Source organism: Bacteroides sp. MSK.20.12 (assembly GCF_019052435.1).
GTDB classification, from domain to species: Bacteria; Bacteroidota; Bacteroidia; order Bacteroidales; family Bacteroidaceae; genus Bacteroides; species Bacteroides xylanisolvens.
In genome coordinates this window covers 177,000-196,270 of the sequence record NZ_JAHQVH010000002.1, presented here as the reverse complement: position 1 = coordinate 196,270, position 19,271 = coordinate 177,000, and the positions used below count along the sequence as shown (strand labels likewise).

Below are 19,271 nucleotides of genomic sequence, written 5' to 3'. Positions count from 1 at the left end.
CGTGATTAAAATTTGTTTTCAATAATATCGGTCATCACATCCTTTATATCCAGTCCGGCTGCACGCACTTGCTGGGGAATAAAGCTGGTAGTAGTCATTCCCGGAGTAGTGTTTACTTCGAGAAGATTCAGTTTTTCACCGGCAGTCACAATATAATCTACACGGATAATGCCGGAGCAACCTAATATATCATAGATAGCCGAAGTCAACATCTGCACACGCTTGGTCAGTTCGTCCGAGATACGCGCAGGAGTGATTTCATCTACCTGTCCATTATATTTAGCATCATAATCAAAAAACTCATTGTGCGTCACCACTTCCGTAGGCGGGAAGATAACTGTCTTCTCTTTGGTCTTATAGCAGCCGCAAGTCAGTTCCGTTCCATCCATAAACGCTTCTACAAGTACTTCTTGCGCCTCTCCGAAAGCTTTAACAATGGCCGGCTGTATTTGTTCTTTTGTTTTTACTTTCGTAACTCCGAAGCTCGAACCTCCCAGACTAGGCTTGATAAAACAAGGCAGACCGATCTTTTCCACTACTTCCTCGTCAGAAATCGATTGTCCCTGGCGCAGCAACAATGATTCGGCAATGCGCACTCCAAAAGCTTTCAGATATTGATTGCAGGTAAACTTGTCGTATGTAATGGCAGCTGCCAATACTCCACAACAGGAATACGGTATACGCATCATATCAAAATAGCCTTGCAGGCGACCATCCTCACCGGGCGTACCATGGATGGTAATATAAGCAAAGTCGAACACAACCTTTTCCGTTCCGTTCGTAAAACTAAAGTCATTTCTATCTACCGGCACTTTATTTCCGTCCGGCAATTGTACTTCCCAGCGACGGCCTTCCATCTCCACGATATACAAATTATACTTTTCCTTATCAATAAAGGAATAAATGCCCTGTGCACTACGCAGGGAAACTACGATTTCAGAGGTATCCCCTCCTGCTACGATAGCGATGTTGCGTTTCATTCTAATTCTCTATTACTTATATAGCCTCTCCACTTCTCGATAAGCCGGGTCATGTCATCCGGAAGTTCGGAAGTAAAGTACATCTCCTCACCTGTGACGGGATGCACAAACCCCAACGTCATAGCATGCAAAGCCTGTCGGGGACAAGTGTCAAAGCAATTATTTACAAACTGTTTGTATTTACTAAAATGAGTTCCTTTCAGTATCTCATGCCCGCCATAGCGTTCGTCATTGAACAATACATGGCCAATATGCTTCATGTGGACACGGATCTGATGGGTACGTCCTGTTTCAAGTATACATTCCACAAGGGTTACGTAGCCCAGTCTTTCCAATACACGGTAGTGCGTAACGGCATGCTTGCCCACCGTCGGGTCGGACATCACCGCCATCTGCATCCGGTCTTTCGGATTGCGGGCGATATTACCGACAATCGTTCCTTCATCCTGTTCCACAACGCCCCACACCAGAGCACGATATCTGCGTTTGGTAGTCTTATTAAAAAATTGGAGTCCCAGATTTGTTTTGGCATCCGGTGTCTTGGCAATCACCAGCAAGCCCGAAGTATCTTTATCGATGCGATGAACAAGTCCCACGTGCGGGTCATTGGCATCGTAATCCGGTATATCCTTCATGTGCCAGGCGAGCGCATTGACGAGCGTACCGTGATAGTTTCCGTGTCCCGGATGCACTACCAACCCTGCCGGTTTATTCACCACCATTACGTATGGATCTTCATAAACAATAGTAAGGGGAATATCTTCAGGAATAATTTCGTTTTCATAACGGGGGCGATCCATCATCACCGTTATGACATCCAGCGGTTTCACTTTGTAGCTACTCTTCACCGGCTTGCCATTGGCCATAACGAATCCGCCTTCAGCAGCCTTCTGAATACGGTTGCGCGAAGCATTGACAATACGTTCGAACAGATATTTGTCGACTCTGACCATCGCCTGTCCCTTATCTACAACCACGCGGAAGTGTTCGTAAAGCTGGGATGCGTCGCCGACTGGTTCTATATCGTCTAAATCATTCTCCAGTTCATCCGGAAGTTCTTCCTCTATCATGCGAGTCCGTTTCTGTTATTTATCTATTAAAACCAACTATCATCTTGAGCAGATGATGATTCCGACGTAATCGGCTGGTCCGTATCTACGGAAACATCGGCTGAATCTTCTTCCGACGTATCACCGGAGCCGTTTCCGACCATCAATGTTAACGAAGATCCCACAGGAATTTTCTCACCCGCAGCCAACTGGCGTCCCTGGTACTTCACGCCGTATACCCAATCTTTCTCACCATTTACCAATTGAACCTGATTCAGTTTGAAACCGGCATTCAGCAATTTAGCCTGCGCCTGGCGGAGCGAGCTGTTGTCCGCCACATCAGGAATAGCACGCAAAGGGACATCCAACGTATTGACAGTCAGATATACCGTACGTCCTTCTTTCACTTTCTCACCGACTCCCGGCTTCAGTTCGAGAATGATACCTGCTGCTTTATCCTTTACATATTTGGTATCGGAAATCACATATACCAAACCGTGATTCCGGAACATTTTCGCTGCTTCGTCCACCGTCATCCCTTTCACATCGGGAACGGCAACAGTTTCACCATGATGAGTATGTATATCAAGCCATTTCAATACACCGAATATCATCACTACCACCACTACAATCATGGCGATAATGTTCACCCAGAAAAATTTATTTGTTTTAAAAGAAAAGAATTCTTTAATAGTCATACGCATTGCTGTTAATATGCGCCAAAGATACGACAAAATAGTTGAACTTTTAAAAAGTAGGCGATGAAAAATGTCCCCATCTACTATGCAAGAACGCTTATCATCGCCAGAATTGCTGCAACTATAATCCCCACTCCTATAGATTTCAACAACCTTATTATAATTATGCGGGTTCTCAAGTCCCGGATCTGCTCTTCCATCGCATATGTTTGTTTACGAGTTTTATTCTATCCCACAAAGAAAAGCAAAAAGTCATAAACAAGAGCAAACAATATCGTTTTTTAACACACTATTCTCTTGAAAATCAGGAAACAAAAAAGGCGAAGATTAAATTCTCCGCCTTTTTTGTTTCCTGATGACAGGTGATTATCACTTTTGTCCGTTGTACTCATCAGAAACAGTCAGTTTCTTTCTGCCTTTTGCACGACGAGCAGCTAATACTCTACGACCATTAGCCGATGCCATTCTCTCACGGAAACCGTGTTTGTTCTTTCTCTTTCTGTTAGAGGGTTGAAATGTTCTTTTCATTACTGTATCTTGTTTTTATGTTATTATTCTACGTAATCGGGCTGCAAAAATAGGCACTTTTTTTAAATTAACCAAGAGATAACTCATTTTTGCTCAAAAGTTTTTGTGTTTTTTACCGATTTAGATTACTTTTGCAGTCGAATTCCTGCGAAAACAATTAAATAACAATAATATATTAAGAAAAATAGCAGTATGATTAATGCTCAAGACATCAAAAACGGAACTTGTATCCGTATGGACGGAAAGCTCTATTTCTGTATCGAATTCCTGCATGTAAAACCAGGTAAAGGTAATACTTTCATGCGTACTAAACTGAAAGATGTAGTCAGCGGTTACGTTCTTGAACGCCGTTTCAACATCGGTGAAAAGTTGGAAGATGTACGCGTAGAACGTCGTCCGTACCAATTTTTGTATAAAGAAGGAGAAGATTATATCTTCATGAACCAGGAAACATTCGACCAACACCCTATCGCTCACGATTTGATTAACGGGGTTGACTTCCTGCTCGAAGGTGCAGTATTGGAAGTTGTTTCTGACGCTTCTACTGAAACTGTTCTTTATGCAGATATGCCGATCAAGGTTCAGATGAAGGTGACTTATACAGAACCGGGCGTGAAAGGTGATACAGCTACTAACACACTGAAACCTGCAACTGTGGAATCAGGTGCAACAGTACGTGTTCCTTTGTTCATCAGCGAGGGTGAAACAATCGAAATCGATACTCGTGACGGTTCTTACGTAGGACGTGTGAAAGCATAATTTGCAAAAACATATAAAAATAGCCGGAAGTCCTTGGACTCCCGGCTATTTTTATATTCATACAGTTCTATTATTTATATCCTGCAGCTTTCGCAATTCTTTTAGGAATTTCTGTATTGTCAATCTTCTCACCAAACAGTTGAGAACCTGCACCAATAGCAAATACAGGAACATAACCGGCAGAGTGCCCGCCACTTACCCAACCTATCATAGCGATTTCATCCATCACTTCCTTTGCACGTGCAGCCATCGGTTCGCTCTTAGAGTACATACTTTCAGCAAATACGACTTTATTCTTCACGAATGATTTCTCAAATTCATCACGCAACGTCTTTTCCTGTTCCCAAGAAAGAGGGAATTGTTTCCAGAAGCCCATTTCTTCGCCGAGGAATGTTTTCATGTCCTCCCAAGTGACTTTATTGCCTTTTGATTTTCTCAATTCACTGATACGTTGTGAAAGTCCGTCAGCAGAATGTTTCTGATATTGCAATGCTTTCAGGTTCAACGCATATTTTCCCGTACCGAGCACGATACCACCTGTTTCATGGTCTGCGGTAATCACAATCAGCGTTTCTTTCGGATGTTTCTTATAGAATTCATAAGCTACTTTGATGGCATTATCCATGTCTTTCACTTCGTTGAACACAGTAGCGGCGTCATTAGCGTGGCATGCCCAGTCTATTTTACCTCCTTCTACCATCAGGAAAAAGCCTTTATTATTGCCTTTAGTAAGAAAGTCAATAGCACTTTCCGTAATTTGTGCTAATGTCAAATCATTCTCTTTGCGGTCAATAGCATAAGGCAGACAAGAAGGATTGGCTCCCTCTTCCTGAATCAAGATCATCTTTTCTGCTTTTGCAGCTTTTGCCTTATAGTCATTGTAACCACGTGCTACTGTATATCCTGCCTCTTCAAAAATAGGGAAAATGCTCGGAGCTTCTTTCTTGTCATAAGTGGTGGTAGGTTTCAAGAAACCACCGCCTGCATAAAAATCGAAATTGGCTTTCGGCAAATCAAGAGCAATTTCATAATTCATATTACGATCGGGTTGATGTGCATAAAATGCGGCAGGAGTAGCATGATCCACACTGACAGAAGTCGTTACGCCCACCTTTTTTCCTGCTTTCTTTGCTTTTTCTGCGACAGTCTGAATAGCATTTTTATCTTCTCCTACAGAAATAGCGCCATTATAAGTTTTCTTTCCTGTTGCCAATGCAGTACCTGCAGCTGCAGAGTCTGTTACTGAATTTTTAGCAGAGAAAGTGGTTGCTATGGTAGCAACCGGAAATTGAGTAAATAACAAAGGCTCGACTCCAATACGACCATTTTGAATTTCCGCCTGATACATCTCCGTACCATTTACTTGATTGACTCCCATTCCATCTCCGATGAAATAGAATACGTACTTTGCCTGCCCGTTGGCTACAACGGAGATAAGGACAAAGAACAGTGTGTAGACTAACTTTTTCATTTTCTAGTATATTTATTTTAGATTAGTTGTCTACAAAGGTAGAAAAAAAAGAGAGATGCACAGTGGATTATTGAACACTAAAAGTAGATATTTGCTTTATACACAAGCATTATTGGCTCGTATATTACGAAGTAATAACATATTGCTATCTGTGAATAACATTATAGGTTCATTACATTCTGCTCGAACATATCTTTATCTCCGGCAGCTTTATTACGCATCCGGCTACGATAATTATAGATAGTTGCCAAAGAATAACCGAGAAAATGAGCAATCTTGTTACTGTCTACTACTCCCAGACGGATAAGGGCAAAGATACGAAGTTCTGTTGTCAGAAGTTCATCGGATTTAGGATACACTCTTCCTTCTTCTACCAGCAAATTATTGAAAGCTGAAATAAAGTTCGGGAAAAGTTTCAGAAAAGACCTGTCGAACTCATTATAGAATTCATCCCGCTCATCCCGGATAAACTGTTCGGACTTGATAGCTTTAAACAAATCTTCGATACGCGATGCCATTGCCAATTTTGCCAATGAACGACGATAAGTTTCCAGTTTGTCGAGATAGTTGACACATCTGTCCAGATAGCGGGCGATATAGACTTCTTTTATTTTTCCGGTTTGCTCCAGTTCCGCGTTGACCGCAGACATTTGTTTGTTAGCCAGACTAAGATTCCGCCGCATAACAGACAACTTCTTCATCCAACGATATAGATAGAAAATAGCAATCAGAAGAAACAAAGACAACAAACTGACACTAATCAACATAGCGCGGGAAACGGCACGTTCTTTTTCTTCTTTTAATTTATACGCCTTGTCGATAATCGGAAAAAACTCCGTCACCTCAATAAACCGCAAACGGGCATTACACGCCACAGCATCTTCCATCGAGCAACTCAAGTATTTGTAGGCACGGTCAATATCTCCTGATTCATACATCAGATGCGCGAGTTTCTGCAATGAAGCATACTCCCTCACCGGAGTTTCCAGATCCGCAATGGCAGTCAGAATCAGATAGTAAACTTCTTTTTCGATATCTTTCTTCATACTATAAGCTTCGGAAAGAGTATAATAAATATATACTTTCTGACGTTCATCCTGAATTTCTTTCAAAGCATTGTTCAGCATATCCACAGCGACATCGGCTTTCCCGTTCATTATGCATTTTTCGGCTAAAACAATCGTTTTGTTTGCCTCTGGAGGCATCGCAGCAATAATGGAATCTCTATATAAATCGGTTTTCTTCAAATACTTTTCTTTTTCATTCTTATTGGTCGTATAATCTGCTAACCACCCGTAGCAGGCACGATACGTCTGATAATAAGATAACCGAGTCCACTCATTCAATTTTTTAGGATCAATCCTCTCCAACTGTTCAATGGCTTCTATATACATTCCCATTACTCCCATTACCGTAGCACGATTAATGATGATCTCATACTCCAATTCCGGGCGGTTCAACAATGGAAGGATTTCCATCTCACGGTTAATATAATATAAGGACGAGTCTGCCTGATAATGCAAATAAGCACCAAAAAGAGAGGCATATAATTCATATTTTCGAACAGGATCAGTAGAATGGGCAAGTTCTAATTTCAAGTTATTAATCTCTTTCTCTTTCCGAATCTGGAAAGTCTCTTTCTTGCTTATAACTTCATCCAGCTTTTTAAGAGCAGCCGCATTATCCGTATGCATTGCACACAACGAAAAAGGAAAGAGCAAAAGAAGAAATAGCATATAAAGGGTTAGATTTTTCATAAGATTCCTTTTTAAAGATGTTACAAATATAAGAAATATAGTAATGAAAACGAAAAATATGGGTATAACTATTTTCATTTTCACTTGTATTTTTCGGCATAAGGTATTAGAATATCCAACTAATTATCAGCAACATAGTCAGATAACAGGTTTATATTTCCATTCTAATCTCACAAAGGTGCACAGCATCCCCCTACATTTGCATCATCGGTTCTCCGAGCAAACAGTTAAAAATCTAGCTACCATGAAACGAAATTTGTTATTTGCTATTTTACTATTACTTCTATCGGGTTATCATCAAGCATTCGCCGCAACCAATATAAAGAAAGTGGCTCCTACCTTTTGGTGGGCAGGAATGAAGAATCCCGAACTACAAATACTTCTATACGGCGATGGCATATCATCCGCAGAGGTAAGTATTTCTTCTAATGACATCACCCTGCAGGACGTGGTGAAACAGGAAAATCCTAATTATCTGATCTTATATTTAGATCTTTCAAAAGCTATCCCTCAGCACTTCGACATTCTCCTGAAACAAGGTAAAAAACAGACTAAAATACCATACGAACTTAAACAGCGCAAAGAGAATGCTTCAGCAGTAGAAGGCTTCAACTCCAGTGATGTACTTTATCTCATTATGCCGGACCGCTTTGCCAACGGCAACCCCTCCAATGATATAATTCCCGGAATGTTGGAAGCAAACATAGACCGCAACGAACCTTTCGCCCGTCATGGCGGTGATTTAAAAGGAATAGAGAAACATTTGGATTATATTGCAGACCTCGGAGTTACGAGTATATGGCTTAACCCGATTCAGGAAAATGACATGAAGGAAGGCTCTTATCATGGATATGCCATCACCGATTACTATCAAGTAGACCGTCGCCTCGGAAGCAATGAAGAGTTTCGCAATCTCGTAAAAGAAGCCAATGCTAAAGGGCTAAAGGTAGTCATGGACATGATCTTCAACCATTGCGGTTCGAACAATTATCTATTCAAAGACATGCCTGCCAAAGATTGGTTCAACTTTGAGGGAAACTACATGCAGACCAGTTTCAAAACTGCCACCCAAATGGACCCTTATACTTCCGATTATGATAAAAAGCTGGCCATTGACGGTTGGTTCACACTGACTATGCCGGACTTCAACCAACGAAACCGTCACGTAGCCACTTACCTGATACAGAGTAGTATCTGGTGGATAGAATATGCGGGTATCAACGGAATCCGCCAGGATACACATCCTTACGCCGACTTTGAAATGATGGCGCATTGGTGCAAAGCGGTCAATGATGAATATCCTTCATTCAACATTGTCGGTGAGACATGGCTGGGCAGCAATGTACTGATCTCCTACTGGCAGAAAGACAGTAAACTTGCTTATCCGAAAAACAGTTATCTTCCTACTGTCATGGATTTCCCACTGATGGAAGAAATAAATAAAGCTTTCGACGAAGAAACCACCGAATGGAACGGAGGACTTTTCAGACTCTACGAATACCTCTCACAGGATATTGTCTACGCCGATCCAATGAGTCTGCTGACCTTCCTCGATAATCACGATACTTCCCGTTTCTACCGTTCGGAGGAAGATACCAAGAACCTGAACCGATATAAACAAGCCTTGACATTCTTACTGACTACCCGTGGAATTCCACAAATATATTATGGAACTGAAATCCTGATGGCAGCCGACAAAGCAAATGGAGACGGATTACTCCGATGTGACTTTCCGGGAGGTTGGCAGAATGACGCCAAAAACTGTTTTGAAGCAACCAACCGTACTCCGCAACAAAATGAAGCCTTCTCTTTTATGCAAAAACTGCTCCAATGGAGAAAAGGAAATGAAGTCATCGCCAAAGGCAAACTAAAACATTTCGCACCCAATAAAGGCATTTATGTTTATGAACGCAAATACGGTAACCAATCAGTCGTTGTCTTTCTGAATGGAAACGACCGGGAACAGACTATTGACTTACATCCTTATCAGGAAATACTCTCCACCTCGTCTGCTCATGATTTGCTCACAGACAAAAAGATTGAATTAAGAAATGAATTAACACTTCCAAGCCGTGGGATATACCTTTTAGCCTTCTAAGCAAGTTCACTACGACTTATATTTATCCAATGAAATCAGATAGATAAACAATTATAAAACAAGATACTAGCATTTATACAAACTTGTATTTTTATTCTAATCAAGCAAAAAAGTGAAGGTGGTTGCTACATTTGCAATATCCGAAACAAACAGGAATAGAAATATCGGTTAGCTTACAATTTAATACCATAAATAGAATGAAAAAGAAAAAGTTTTTTTCGATCATCGCATTCCTTTGCATCTCATTCATTGCGAATGCACAACAGAAACTGACCTCACCGGATGGCAATCTGGTTCTGACCTTTCAGGTTAACAAAGAAGGCGCACCAACCTACGACTTGACTTACAAAGGCAAGGTGGTAATTAAGCCGAGCACTCTCGGACTGGAATTGAAAAAAGAAGATAATACCAGAACCGACTTTGACTGGGTAGACCGCAGAGACCTCACCAAGCTCGATTCTAAATCCAATCTTTATAATGGCTTCAAGCTGAAAGATGCGCAAACGACTACCTTTGACGAAACCTGGCAACCAGTCTGGGGAGAAGAAAAGGAAATCCGCAATCAGTATAACGAACTGGCAGTCATTCTGTTTCAGCCAATGAACGACCGTTCCATCGTTGTTCGCTTCCGCCTGTTCAATGATGGTTTGGGATTCCGTTATGAATTTCCGCAACAGAAATCACTGAACTACTTCGTTATCAAGGAAGAACATTCCCAATTTGCCATGGCAGGCAACCATATCGCATACTGGATACCGGGCGATTACGACACTCAAGAGTACGACTACACCATCTCCCGTCTATCGGAAATCAGAGGTTTGATGCAACAGGCGATCACTCCAAATTCTTCTCAAACCCCATTTTCACCGACAGGTGTACAGACGGCACTGATGATGAAAACAGATGATGGTTTATACATCAATCTGCACGAAGCCGCTTTGATTGATTATTCTTGTATGCACCTCAATCTGGACGACAAAAACATGATATTCGAATCCTGGCTGACACCGGATGCAAAAGGGGATAAAGGTTACATGCAGACTCCGTGCAACTCTCCGTGGCGTACGATCATCGTCAGTGATGATGCACGTAACATTCTCGCCTCCCGCATCACCCTCAACCTGAACGAACCTTGTAAGATTGCAGACGCCGCCTCCTGGATTAAACCGGTGAAATATATAGGCGTATGGTGGGACATGATTACCGGAAAAGGTTCCTGGGCTTATACAGATGAACTGACCAGCGTGAAACTTGGCGTTACAGACTACTCCAAAACCAAACCGAACGGCAAACATTCTGCCAATACAGCTAACGTGAAACGTTACATCGACTTTGCCGCAGCCAACGGATTTGATGCAGTGCTGGTAGAAGGTTGGAATGAAGGATGGGAAGACTGGTTCGGCAACAGCAAAGACTATGTATTTGACTTCCTGACTGCATATCCTGATTTCGACGTACAGGAAATCCATCGTTATGCTGCAAGCAAAGGAATTAAAATGATGATGCACCATGAGACTTCTGCATCTGTTCGCAACTACGAACGTCACCTGGATAAAGCTTACCAATTCATGGTAGACAATGGATATAACTCGGTTAAAAGCGGTTATGTGGGTAATATCATTCCACGCGGAGAACATCATTACGGTCAATGGATGAATAATCATTACCTGTATGCCGTGAAAAAAGCCGCCGATTATAAAATCATGGTCAATGCACACGAAGCAACCCGTCCAACCGGTATCTGCCGTACATATCCCAATCTGATCGGTAATGAATCCGCACGTGGAACAGAATATGAATCATTTGGAGGAAATAAAGTATACCACACGACGATTCTGCCTTTCACACGCCTGGTCGGTGGTCCGATGGATTACACTCCCGGCATCTTCGAGACTCACTGTAACCAGATGAATCCGGCAAACAACTCCCAGGTACGTTCAACCATTGCACGCCAACTGGCATTGTATGTCACCATGTATAGCCCTTTGCAGATGGCTGCCGATATTCCGGAAAACTACGAACGCTTTATGGATGCTTTCCAGTTTATCAAAGACGTCGCTCTCGACTGGGACAAAACAATCTATCTGGAAGCAGAACCGGGAGAATACATCACAATTGCCCGCAAAGCAAAAGGAACGGACGACTGGTACATAGGCTGCACAGCCGGTGAAAACGGCCACGACTCCCAATTAACGTTCGATTTCCTGGAACCGGGAAAACAATACGTCGCTACCGTATACGCAGATGCCAAAGATGCCGACTGGAAAGATAACCCGCAGGCATACACCATCAAAAAAGGTATCTTGAATAATAAAAGCAAACTGAATCTGCACGCTGCCAATGGCGGTGGATACGCAATCAGTATCAAAGAGGTGAAAAACAAATCAGAGGTTAAGGGATTGAAAAGACTATAAATAAAGGATAGTCTTAAAAAAAGTGTTTTCAATAGGTATTTTTAAAGAAACTTTTAAGAGAGAGAAATAATATTACTATATTGTTAACTTTAATTTTTTAAATGCATGAAGCAAGTTAAATTTAGAATCGTTCAAACGATTCTCCCCTTGTTAATAGGGATGTTTTTATCATTGGGCGCTTATGCACAGCAAATCACAGTCAAAGGACATGTGAAAGATGCTATGGGCGAACCCGTGATTGGCGCCAATGTCATTGCCAAGGGTACCACAACGGGTACCATCACTGACTTTGACGGTAACTTCACATTGAATGTTCCTCAAAATTCTATTCTGTCCATTACATTCGTCGGTTACAAAGCAGCAGAAATTAAAGCAGCTCCTTCGGTAATGGTCACACTGGAAGATGACTCTCAAGTATTGGACGCCGTAGTCGTTGTAGGTTACGGAACAGTAAAGAAAAACGACTTGACGGGATCAGTTACTGCCATCAAGCCGGATAAAATCAGCAAAGGAGTAACCACCAGCGCACAGGATATGATAACAGGTAAAATAGCCGGTGTGAATGTAATTTCCAGCGGTACTCCGGGTGGAGGAGCTACGATTCGTATTCGCGGTGGTTCATCATTGAACGCCAAAAACGATCCGTTGATCGTTATCGACGGACTGGCAATGGATAATAGCGGTGTGCAAGGTTTGACTAATCCTTTGGCAATGGTAAACCCGAATGACATCGAAACTTTCACTGTTTTGAAAGATGCTTCGGCCACCGCCATCTATGGTTCACGTGCTTCTAATGGTGTGATTATCATCACTACAAAGAAAGGGAAAGCAGGCAGCAAACCACAGGTGAACTATGAAGGTAACGTTTCCGCCGGTATACTGCAAAAGACAATAGACGTAATGGATGCCAATGAATTCAAAGGATACGTATCCAAACTTTATGGTGAAGGAAATGCTCCAAGCCCCTTCGGTGAAGCAAACACTGACTGGCAGAAAGAAATTTTCCAGACAGCCGTTAGTACAGACCATAACGTGACTGTAAGCGGTGGTTTGAAAAATATGCCTTATCGTGTTTCTTTCGGTTACACCAATCAGAATGGGATCCTGATGACATCTAATTTCGAGCGTTATACCGCCTCCGTCAATCTGACACCCTCTTTCTTTAAAGATCACCTGAAGTTCAATATCAATGCTAAAATGATGTGGGCCAACCAACGTTATGCTGACGACGGGGCTATCGGCGCAGCTTTGACCATGGACCCGACCCAACCTGTATATGACTCTTCGGACATGTACAAAAACTTCGGTGGATTCTACCAACCGACCAGTGACGGTAGTTCATATAACGATCCGGAATGGCCGCTTACACTGGAAAGTAATTCAACCGCCAACCCTGTTTCCCTACTGAAACTAAAGAAACATACTTCCAGAAACACCAGTTTTATCAGCAATGTAGAAGTAGACTATAAATTCCACTTCCTCCCTGACCTACATATCCATGCTAACGTAGGCGGTGACTACTCGGAAGGTAAGGAAAAGAATGTAAATTCACCTTATGCCCCGGGCTCTTATTACTATGGTTGGAACGGGACTGACTACGGCTACAAATATAACCTGTCGGTGAATGCCTATGCACAATATTCCAAAGAAATCGGGGATCATTATGTCGACGTAATACTGGGTGGTGAAGAGCAACATTTCCACTATACCGGATATAAAGTCGGACAAGGAACAAATCCGTTAACAGGCGAAGCCTACAATCCGAATCTGCGCTCACAAACAGCCTGGGGACATCACAGTACATTAGTTTCTTATTTTGCCCGCGTAAATTATACATTACTTAGCCGTTATTTGCTGACAGCCACTTTCCGCCAGGACGGTTCTTCCCGTTTCTCTAAAGACAACCGTTGGAGTAGCTTCCCTTCTGTTGCTTTGGGATGGAAACTGAAAGAAGAAAATTTCCTGAAAAACGTAGAAGTATTGTCAGATCTGAAACTCCGCCTCGGATGGGGTATCACGGGTCAGCAGAACTTAGGCGACGATTATGATTTCCCTTATATGGCACTGTACCGCGTCAACGCAGCCGGAGGTTATTATCCTTTCGGGGATACCTATTATGGCACTATGCGTCCTAAAGCTTATAACGAAGACCTGAAATGGGAAGAGACAACGACTTATAACGCAGGTTTCGACTTTGCTTTCCTGAACGGACGTATCTCCGGCTCGATGGATTACTATTACCGGAAAACCGACGATTTAATCAATACCGTAAAGATTGCGGCGGGGACTAACTTTAATACCCAACTGATCAGCAACATCGGTTCATTAAAAAATACGGGGCTTGAATTCACCATCAATGCCAAACCTATTGTAACCAAAGATTTTGTCTGGGACTTGGGATATAACATCACTTGGAACAAAAATGAAATCACTAAACTGACCGGAGGAGATGATTCTAATTACTATGTAGAAACCGGAGGTGTATCTACTGGTATTAGCGGTGCAACCTGCCAGGTACAGAAAGTAGGTTATCCGATGAACTCATTCTTCGTTTACCAACAAGTGTATGATAAGGATGGAAAACCGATTGAAAACATGTTCGTAGACCGTAACGGAGATGGTGTCATCAACGCTTCGGACAAATATATCTATAAAAAACCTGCCGCTGACGTATTGATGGGACTGACTTCCAAATTCACTTATAAAAATTGGGATTTAAGCTTTGCCCTCCGTGCCAGCCTGAATAACTATGTGTACAATGACGTACTGGCCAGTAAATCCAGTGTCGGCAAGGGAGGAATCTTTAATCATGGATACTATTCCAACCGCCCGACAGCTGCCGTGAATCTGGGATTTGAAGGAAAGGGAGACTATTATCTGTCCGATCGTTTCGTTGAGAATGCTTCATTCTTGCGTTGTGATAACATAACAGTAGGTTATAGCTTCAAAAATTTACTGAAGTCCCAGGCTTATAAAGGTATCAACGGCCGTATTTACGGTACTGTACAGAATCCCTTCGTTATCACCAAGTATACAGGACTCGATCCTGAATCGGTTATCAGTTCAGGAAATGATGCCGGAGTAGCAGGTATTGACAGGAACATTTATCCTCATCCGATCACTATCCTGTTCGGGCTAAGTCTTCAGTTCTAAGATTGTAATTTATTAAAAAGTAGACTATTATGAAGTTCAAATATATAAAATCAATAGTTTCAGCAGCGTTGTTCCTTAGCCTGACCACCGGAATGACCTCCTGTATCAATGACCTGGATATATCTCCAATCGATCCTCAGATGACTGCCACCTTCGACCAAGATATGTACTTTACCAAACTATACGCTTCACTGGGACTTACCGGACAAAAATTGAGCGAAGATCCGGATATCGCAGTAAAGGACGAAGGTCAATCCTGTTTCTATCGCGCTCTTTTCACTAACAATGAATATGGCACTGATGAGATGATATGGACCTGGCAAGAAAATGCCGGTATCCCCGAACTAACTTATATGCGTTGGAACTCCTCTCATCAGCAGACAGAAATATTATATAATCGTTTAGCATATAATATCACACTCTGCAATTTCTTCCTGAATCAGATCGCCGGAAAAGAGGATGCTACCTCCGTTCAGCAACGTGCCGAAGCCCGTTTTCTCCGTTCCTTATTTTACTATTATCTGATGGACACCTTCGGAAAAGCTCCTTTCACCGAACACTTCTCCAAAGAGAATCCTCCTCAAAAGACGGCCTCCGAACTGTTCGCTTATATTGAAAGCGAACTGGAAAGCATCGAAAATGATATGAGCGAACCGCGTCAAGCTCCTTTCGGACGTGCCGACAAAGCTGCTTGCTGGTTGCTGCGTGCCCGTTTGTATCTCAATGCCGAAGTATACACCGGACAACCGCGTTGGAATGATGCTATCACCTATGCCGGCAAAGTGCTCGATCCCTCCAATGGATACGGATTGTGTGGAAATTACGAACAACTTTTTATGGCAGACAATGATGAAAATCCCGATGCTAAAAAAGAAATCATCCTTTCTATCCGTCAGGATGGTGTACAAGCAAAGAGTTACGGAGGAAGTTACTTCCTGATTGCTGCAACGCAAAAGAGCGACATGCCGAATCGCGGAACAAATGACCCTTGGGAATGTATCCGTACACGCAAAGCACTGGTTGACAAGTTCTTCGCAAACAGTGAGGATATTCCTTTCACCGAATATACCGATAATAAATGGCAGAATGTGAGAGATGTGCAGGCTGCTGCAAAAGATGAACGCGCCTTGTTCTATACAACCGGTCGCAAAGCCGAACTGGAAAGTGTAGGTAAATTCACCGACGGACTTTCATTTATGAAATGGAGTAATCTGCGCTCGGACGGACAACCCGCTCACGATGCTAAAATTCCTGATACGGACATTCCGTTCTTCCGTTTGGCGGAAGCTTATCTGATTCGCGCGGAAGCCTATTTGAGAGCAGGCGGCGCAAATGCACAACAAAATGCCTGGTTGGATATCAAAGCCCTCAGAGACCGTGCCAAAGCAACAGAAATACCCTCTGCCAATAACCTGACATTAGATTATATTCTGGATGAACGTGCCCGCGAATTGTATCTGGAAGGATTCAGACGCACAGATTTGATCCGTTATGGCTATTTCACCTCAAGCACCTACCTCTGGGATTGGAAAGGCGGTTCCTTTGAAGGAAACGGTGTGAGTTCGATCTATAATCTCTATCCGATACCGAAAACAGAAACGCTGACGAATACAAATATGACTCAGAATCCGGGATATTGATAGAACCTTTATTCACGTTTTAAAGACTGAAAACAATGAAAAACCTATATAAACTATTTACATTGACAATGGGGCTACTAGCTCTGTCCGCCTGTGAAGCAGACCGTGACAGCAACCCTGTGTTGAACGAACCGGATACGTTCGTACTGAATGTGCCAGCTTTTGCTTCCAACAACGTGTACGACCTTAAAAACTCCGAATCATTGGAATTAACCTGTACACAACCGGATTACGGGATTCCGATGGCAACCACTTATTCAGTACAAATTTCACTGGAAGAAAATTTCGTTGACGCTCATGCAGAGACAAATACGGAAGCTAATTATACAACTTTGGGTACTACCCATTCTTCTGCCAAAATGGAAGTGAAAGCTTTAGAATTTGCATTGGCACTGGGAGACTTGTGGAGTGCATCCTCCGATGAAGAATTTCCGACCACTCCCATACCCGTTTATGTACGCCTGAAAGCGGAACTGACCAATAGTGGTCGTGGCATCGCTTTTTCGAATGTAATTGAACTTCCCAAAGTATTGGGATATAAAGCTGTACCGCCTCTCGAATTACCTTCCAGTATATTTATCAATGGCTCGATGGCAGGTAGTAATTGGAGCAACTGGGTGCCTTTGGCAGCAGTAAACGGAATGTCCAAGTTCTTCGGTTTATTCTATTTCGGAGGCACTGATATGTTCAAGTTCGGTACTAAAGAAGGAGAATACATCGGATTCAACGATCCACGTCTGACAATAGCCTCGGATGCATTCACCGGATCGGATGATGGATTTGGCGGACAAAATATCAGCGTTAATGTCACAGGCTGGTATACAGTGATCATGTCTGTAAGCATCAAAGGGACTGATTATGCCTTTACGCTGGATATTGCTCCGGGCGAAGTTTGTCTGATAGGCAATGCTATAGGAGATTGGACATTCGGCGATAAAGGCAAATTCCAAGCACCAACAACGGCAGATGCAGACTTTGTTTCACCGGTATGCACCGGAGGCGGAGAATTGCGTATGTCCGTCAAAGTTCCGGGAGAAGACTGGTGGCGTACGGAGTTCGCTATACCTAATGGAAAAATCGTGTTCCGTGAAAACAAAAGTGTGATTGACAGTTGGTCGGAAATAGGTCCTGAATATGCGATAAACGTTAAGGCAGGGCAGAAAATAAATCTGAACTTTGTTCAGAAAACAGGTTCCGTTACTCAATAATCGTTAACTTTAATAACTGAATATCATGAAAAGATTATCATATATGGCGTGTCTGTTGCTTGCTTCGGCAGCTTTCACCGCTTGCGATGAAGATTTTAAGGACTGGGCTGATCCCCAGTCCAATCCCCAGGAAGAAGCTATAACTGCAATGGTAGATATAACTCCGGTTGCCAGTATGAAACTTGAAGAACAGCCGGGCGATTCTGTGGTAATCGCCTCTGTTTCTTCGATTGCAGAAAACTTCTCACTCACAGCTTGTAATATAGAATTAGTTGCCGAAGGGCAGATATTAAATCTACCGTCAAAAGTAAAAGATGGGAATATAAAAGTCAGGTTGACAGAACTTGACCAAAAAGTGGCAAGTTTGTATAAGTCACAAAAATCTTTAGAGCGCGAAGTCACTTTAAAGCTGACACCGGTAGTCATGACAACCAACGGTGAAGCAACTTCACTGACTGAATACCCGGAAATGCAATCTGCCATCACTCCGGTCGCAACTCCGGCTGTGGATACGGAATACTATATAGTAGGTGATCTAAACAGCTGGCAGATGGACAAATCGACAGCCACAAAGCTCGAAGTAGACAAAGACAATCAGTATCTCTTTTCAGTAGTCGTCGAGTCGGAAGAGAAGTTTGATTTCAAGATTGTCCCGGGAAGTGCGATAGAAGCTCCGGATGCCTGGCAAAGAGCCTTGGGTGCTTCCAAAGTAATAGAAGATCCGGATCCGGGATTATTGGCTTTCAGGGATAAAGAAGGAGCCGACCCGGATAATCTCACCTGCGCCGGCGGAAAGAAAATGAAAATTACGATTAATGTAGAAGATTATACATACACAATCAAGGAGGATCTACCCGAGCACATGTACATCAATGGATCTCCGTACAGTCTTGGGTGGGATTGGGCAGTAGCTCCTGAAATGGTTCCTGTCACACAGACTCCCGGAATGTTCTGGAGTATACAATATTATACGGCGGGAGACCAAATCAAGTTTGCTCCGGTTAGAAAATGGGAAGGAGACTTTGGTTATGACGAAGAAATCTTATCTCCGGAAGCAATTGATTTCGCCGAATTAACATCCTCAGGAGGCAATATTGGCATTGGTAAATCCGGATGGTATCTGGTAATTGTCGCAGTGACTACAGAAGGAAAAACAATTTCATTCCGTTTGCCGGAAGTTTACCTGTTGGGAGGTGTGATTAACAATTCGTGGAATTGCGATGAAACGACCTTGTTCAGGATTCCGACCGATAAAACAAGCGACTTCATATCACCGGCAGCAACCGTTACAGGCATGGCACGTATTTCTACTACGGCTGTAGATGCCGGAGGCTGGTGGAAGAGCGAATTTACACTTGATCTGGCTAATGAAGGCGATGGTACTATCGTTTACCGTGAGAATAAGAACGTATCGGATAATCTAAGCGAACTTGGCTACGAATGTAATGTAAAAGCCGGTCAGAAAGTCCATATTAACTTTACGACAGGCAAAGGTAAAGTCGAATAACTATCAGAC

13 protein-coding genes are annotated in these 19,271 nt (G+C 42.7%); 7 read left to right on the top strand and 6 right to left on the bottom strand.

Features of this window, described 5'->3' with window-relative positions; all coding sequences use genetic code 11:
• Positions 1–5 precede the first annotated feature (5 nt).
• The 4 genes from KTR06_RS01860 to rpmH form a co-directional block, all read right to left on the bottom strand.
• Positions 6–980: a D-alanine--D-alanine ligase gene (locus KTR06_RS01860; protein WP_004312992.1), complete on the bottom strand. Its 975-nt coding sequence runs from the start codon at positions 978–980 to the stop codon at positions 6–8.
• A complete protein-coding gene (locus tag KTR06_RS01855; RefSeq protein ID WP_217289902.1) occupies positions 977–2,050 on the bottom strand; it encodes an RluA family pseudouridine synthase in 1,074 nt (357 codons plus the stop codon). Before KTR06_RS01855 ends, KTR06_RS01860 begins: the two co-directional genes overlap by 4 nt.
• Positions 2,051–2,076: 26 nt before the next feature.
• Positions 2,077–2,727, bottom strand: a complete 651-nt coding sequence (locus KTR06_RS01850) for a PASTA domain-containing protein (RefSeq protein ID WP_049702285.1) — start codon at positions 2,725–2,727, stop codon at positions 2,077–2,079.
• Between the two features lie 369 nt (positions 2,728–3,096).
• Positions 3,097–3,255 carry a 50S ribosomal protein L34 gene (gene rpmH, locus KTR06_RS01845; RefSeq protein WP_004299762.1) on the bottom strand — a complete coding sequence of 53 codons (159 nt, stop codon included), beginning with the start codon at positions 3,253–3,255 and terminating at the stop codon, positions 3,097–3,099.
• A 192-nt stretch (positions 3,256–3,447) separates the two neighbouring features.
• Between rpmH and efp the strand changes: the two genes are divergently transcribed.
• A complete protein-coding gene (gene efp / locus KTR06_RS01840) occupies positions 3,448–4,014 on the top strand; it encodes an elongation factor P (protein ID WP_087317008.1) in 567 nt (188 codons plus the stop codon).
• 70 nt (positions 4,015–4,084) lie between these two features.
• On the opposite strand, the gene KTR06_RS01835 is transcribed toward efp, so the two are convergent.
• Together KTR06_RS01835 and KTR06_RS01830 are read right to left on the bottom strand one after the other, a co-directional pair.
• Entirely contained in the window at positions 4,085–5,485 is a 1,401-nt protein-coding gene (locus tag KTR06_RS01835; RefSeq protein ID WP_217289901.1) for an alkaline phosphatase, read from the bottom strand.
• Between the two features lie 161 nt (positions 5,486–5,646).
• Positions 5,647–7,242 (bottom strand): DUF6377 domain-containing protein, encoded by a 1,596-nt coding sequence (locus KTR06_RS01830; protein ID WP_004305037.1) that lies wholly within the window; start codon positions 7,240–7,242, stop codon positions 5,647–5,649.
• A 244-nt stretch (positions 7,243–7,486) separates the two neighbouring features.
• Here KTR06_RS01830 and KTR06_RS01825 point away from each other — a divergent pair, with 244 nt between their 5' ends.
• The 6 genes from KTR06_RS01825 to KTR06_RS01800 all read left to right on the top strand — a co-directional run bounded on the left by KTR06_RS01825 (position 7,487) and on the right by KTR06_RS01800 (position 19,262).
• Complete coding sequence (locus tag KTR06_RS01825; protein WP_004299758.1) at positions 7,487–9,340, top strand: glycoside hydrolase family 13 protein; 1,854 nt, start codon at positions 7,487–7,489, stop codon at positions 9,338–9,340.
• Between the two features lie 197 nt (positions 9,341–9,537).
• The gene (locus tag KTR06_RS01820) at positions 9,538–11,754 is read left to right on the top strand and encodes a glycoside hydrolase family 97 protein (protein WP_004299757.1); all 2,217 of its coding nucleotides are present in this window, start codon (positions 9,538–9,540) and stop codon (positions 11,752–11,754) included.
• A gap of 105 nt (positions 11,755–11,859) precedes the next feature.
• Positions 11,860–14,907: a TonB-dependent receptor gene (locus KTR06_RS01815; protein ID WP_004299756.1), complete on the top strand. Its 3,048-nt coding sequence runs from the start codon at positions 11,860–11,862 to the stop codon at positions 14,905–14,907.
• 29 nt (positions 14,908–14,936) lie between these two features.
• Entirely contained in the window at positions 14,937–16,547 is a 1,611-nt protein-coding gene (gene susD, locus KTR06_RS01810) for a starch-binding outer membrane lipoprotein SusD (protein ID WP_117610623.1), read from the top strand.
• Positions 16,548–16,582: 35 nt separating this feature from the next.
• Positions 16,583–17,755 (top strand): SusF/SusE family outer membrane protein, encoded by a 1,173-nt coding sequence (locus KTR06_RS01805; protein ID WP_004324583.1) that lies wholly within the window; start codon positions 16,583–16,585, stop codon positions 17,753–17,755.
• 25 nt (positions 17,756–17,780) lie between these two features.
• Positions 17,781–19,262, top strand: a complete 1,482-nt coding sequence (locus KTR06_RS01800; protein WP_004305043.1) for a DUF5115 domain-containing protein — start codon at positions 17,781–17,783, stop codon at positions 19,260–19,262.
• Positions 19,263–19,271 lie beyond the last annotated feature (9 nt).

Coding starts and splice junctions, on each gene's coding strand:
- KTR06_RS01860 (WP_004312992.1), bottom strand. CDS start 980: ATGAAACGCAACATCGCTATCGTAGCAGGAGGGGATACCTCTGAAATC.
- KTR06_RS01855 (WP_217289902.1), bottom strand. CDS start 2,050: ATGATAGAGGAAGAACTTCCGGATGAACTGGAGAATGATTTAGACGAT.
- KTR06_RS01850 (WP_049702285.1), bottom strand. CDS start 2,727: ATGACTATTAAAGAATTCTTTTCTTTTAAAACAAATAAATTTTTCTGG.
- rpmH (WP_004299762.1), bottom strand. CDS start 3,255: ATGAAAAGAACATTTCAACCCTCTAACAGAAAGAGAAAGAACAAACAC.
- efp (WP_087317008.1), top strand. CDS start 3,448: ATGATTAATGCTCAAGACATCAAAAACGGAACTTGTATCCGTATGGAC.
- KTR06_RS01835 (WP_217289901.1), bottom strand. CDS start 5,485: ATGAAAAAGTTAGTCTACACACTGTTCTTTGTCCTTATCTCCGTTGTA.
- KTR06_RS01830 (WP_004305037.1), bottom strand. CDS start 7,242: ATGAAAAATCTAACCCTTTATATGCTATTTCTTCTTTTGCTCTTTCCT.
- KTR06_RS01825 (WP_004299758.1), top strand. CDS start 7,487: ATGAAACGAAATTTGTTATTTGCTATTTTACTATTACTTCTATCGGGT.
- KTR06_RS01820 (WP_004299757.1), top strand. CDS start 9,538: ATGAAAAAGAAAAAGTTTTTTTCGATCATCGCATTCCTTTGCATCTCA.
- KTR06_RS01815 (WP_004299756.1), top strand. CDS start 11,860: ATGAAGCAAGTTAAATTTAGAATCGTTCAAACGATTCTCCCCTTGTTA.
- susD (WP_117610623.1), top strand. CDS start 14,937: ATGAAGTTCAAATATATAAAATCAATAGTTTCAGCAGCGTTGTTCCTT.
- KTR06_RS01805 (WP_004324583.1), top strand. CDS start 16,583: ATGAAAAACCTATATAAACTATTTACATTGACAATGGGGCTACTAGCT.
- KTR06_RS01800 (WP_004305043.1), top strand. CDS start 17,781: ATGAAAAGATTATCATATATGGCGTGTCTGTTGCTTGCTTCGGCAGCT.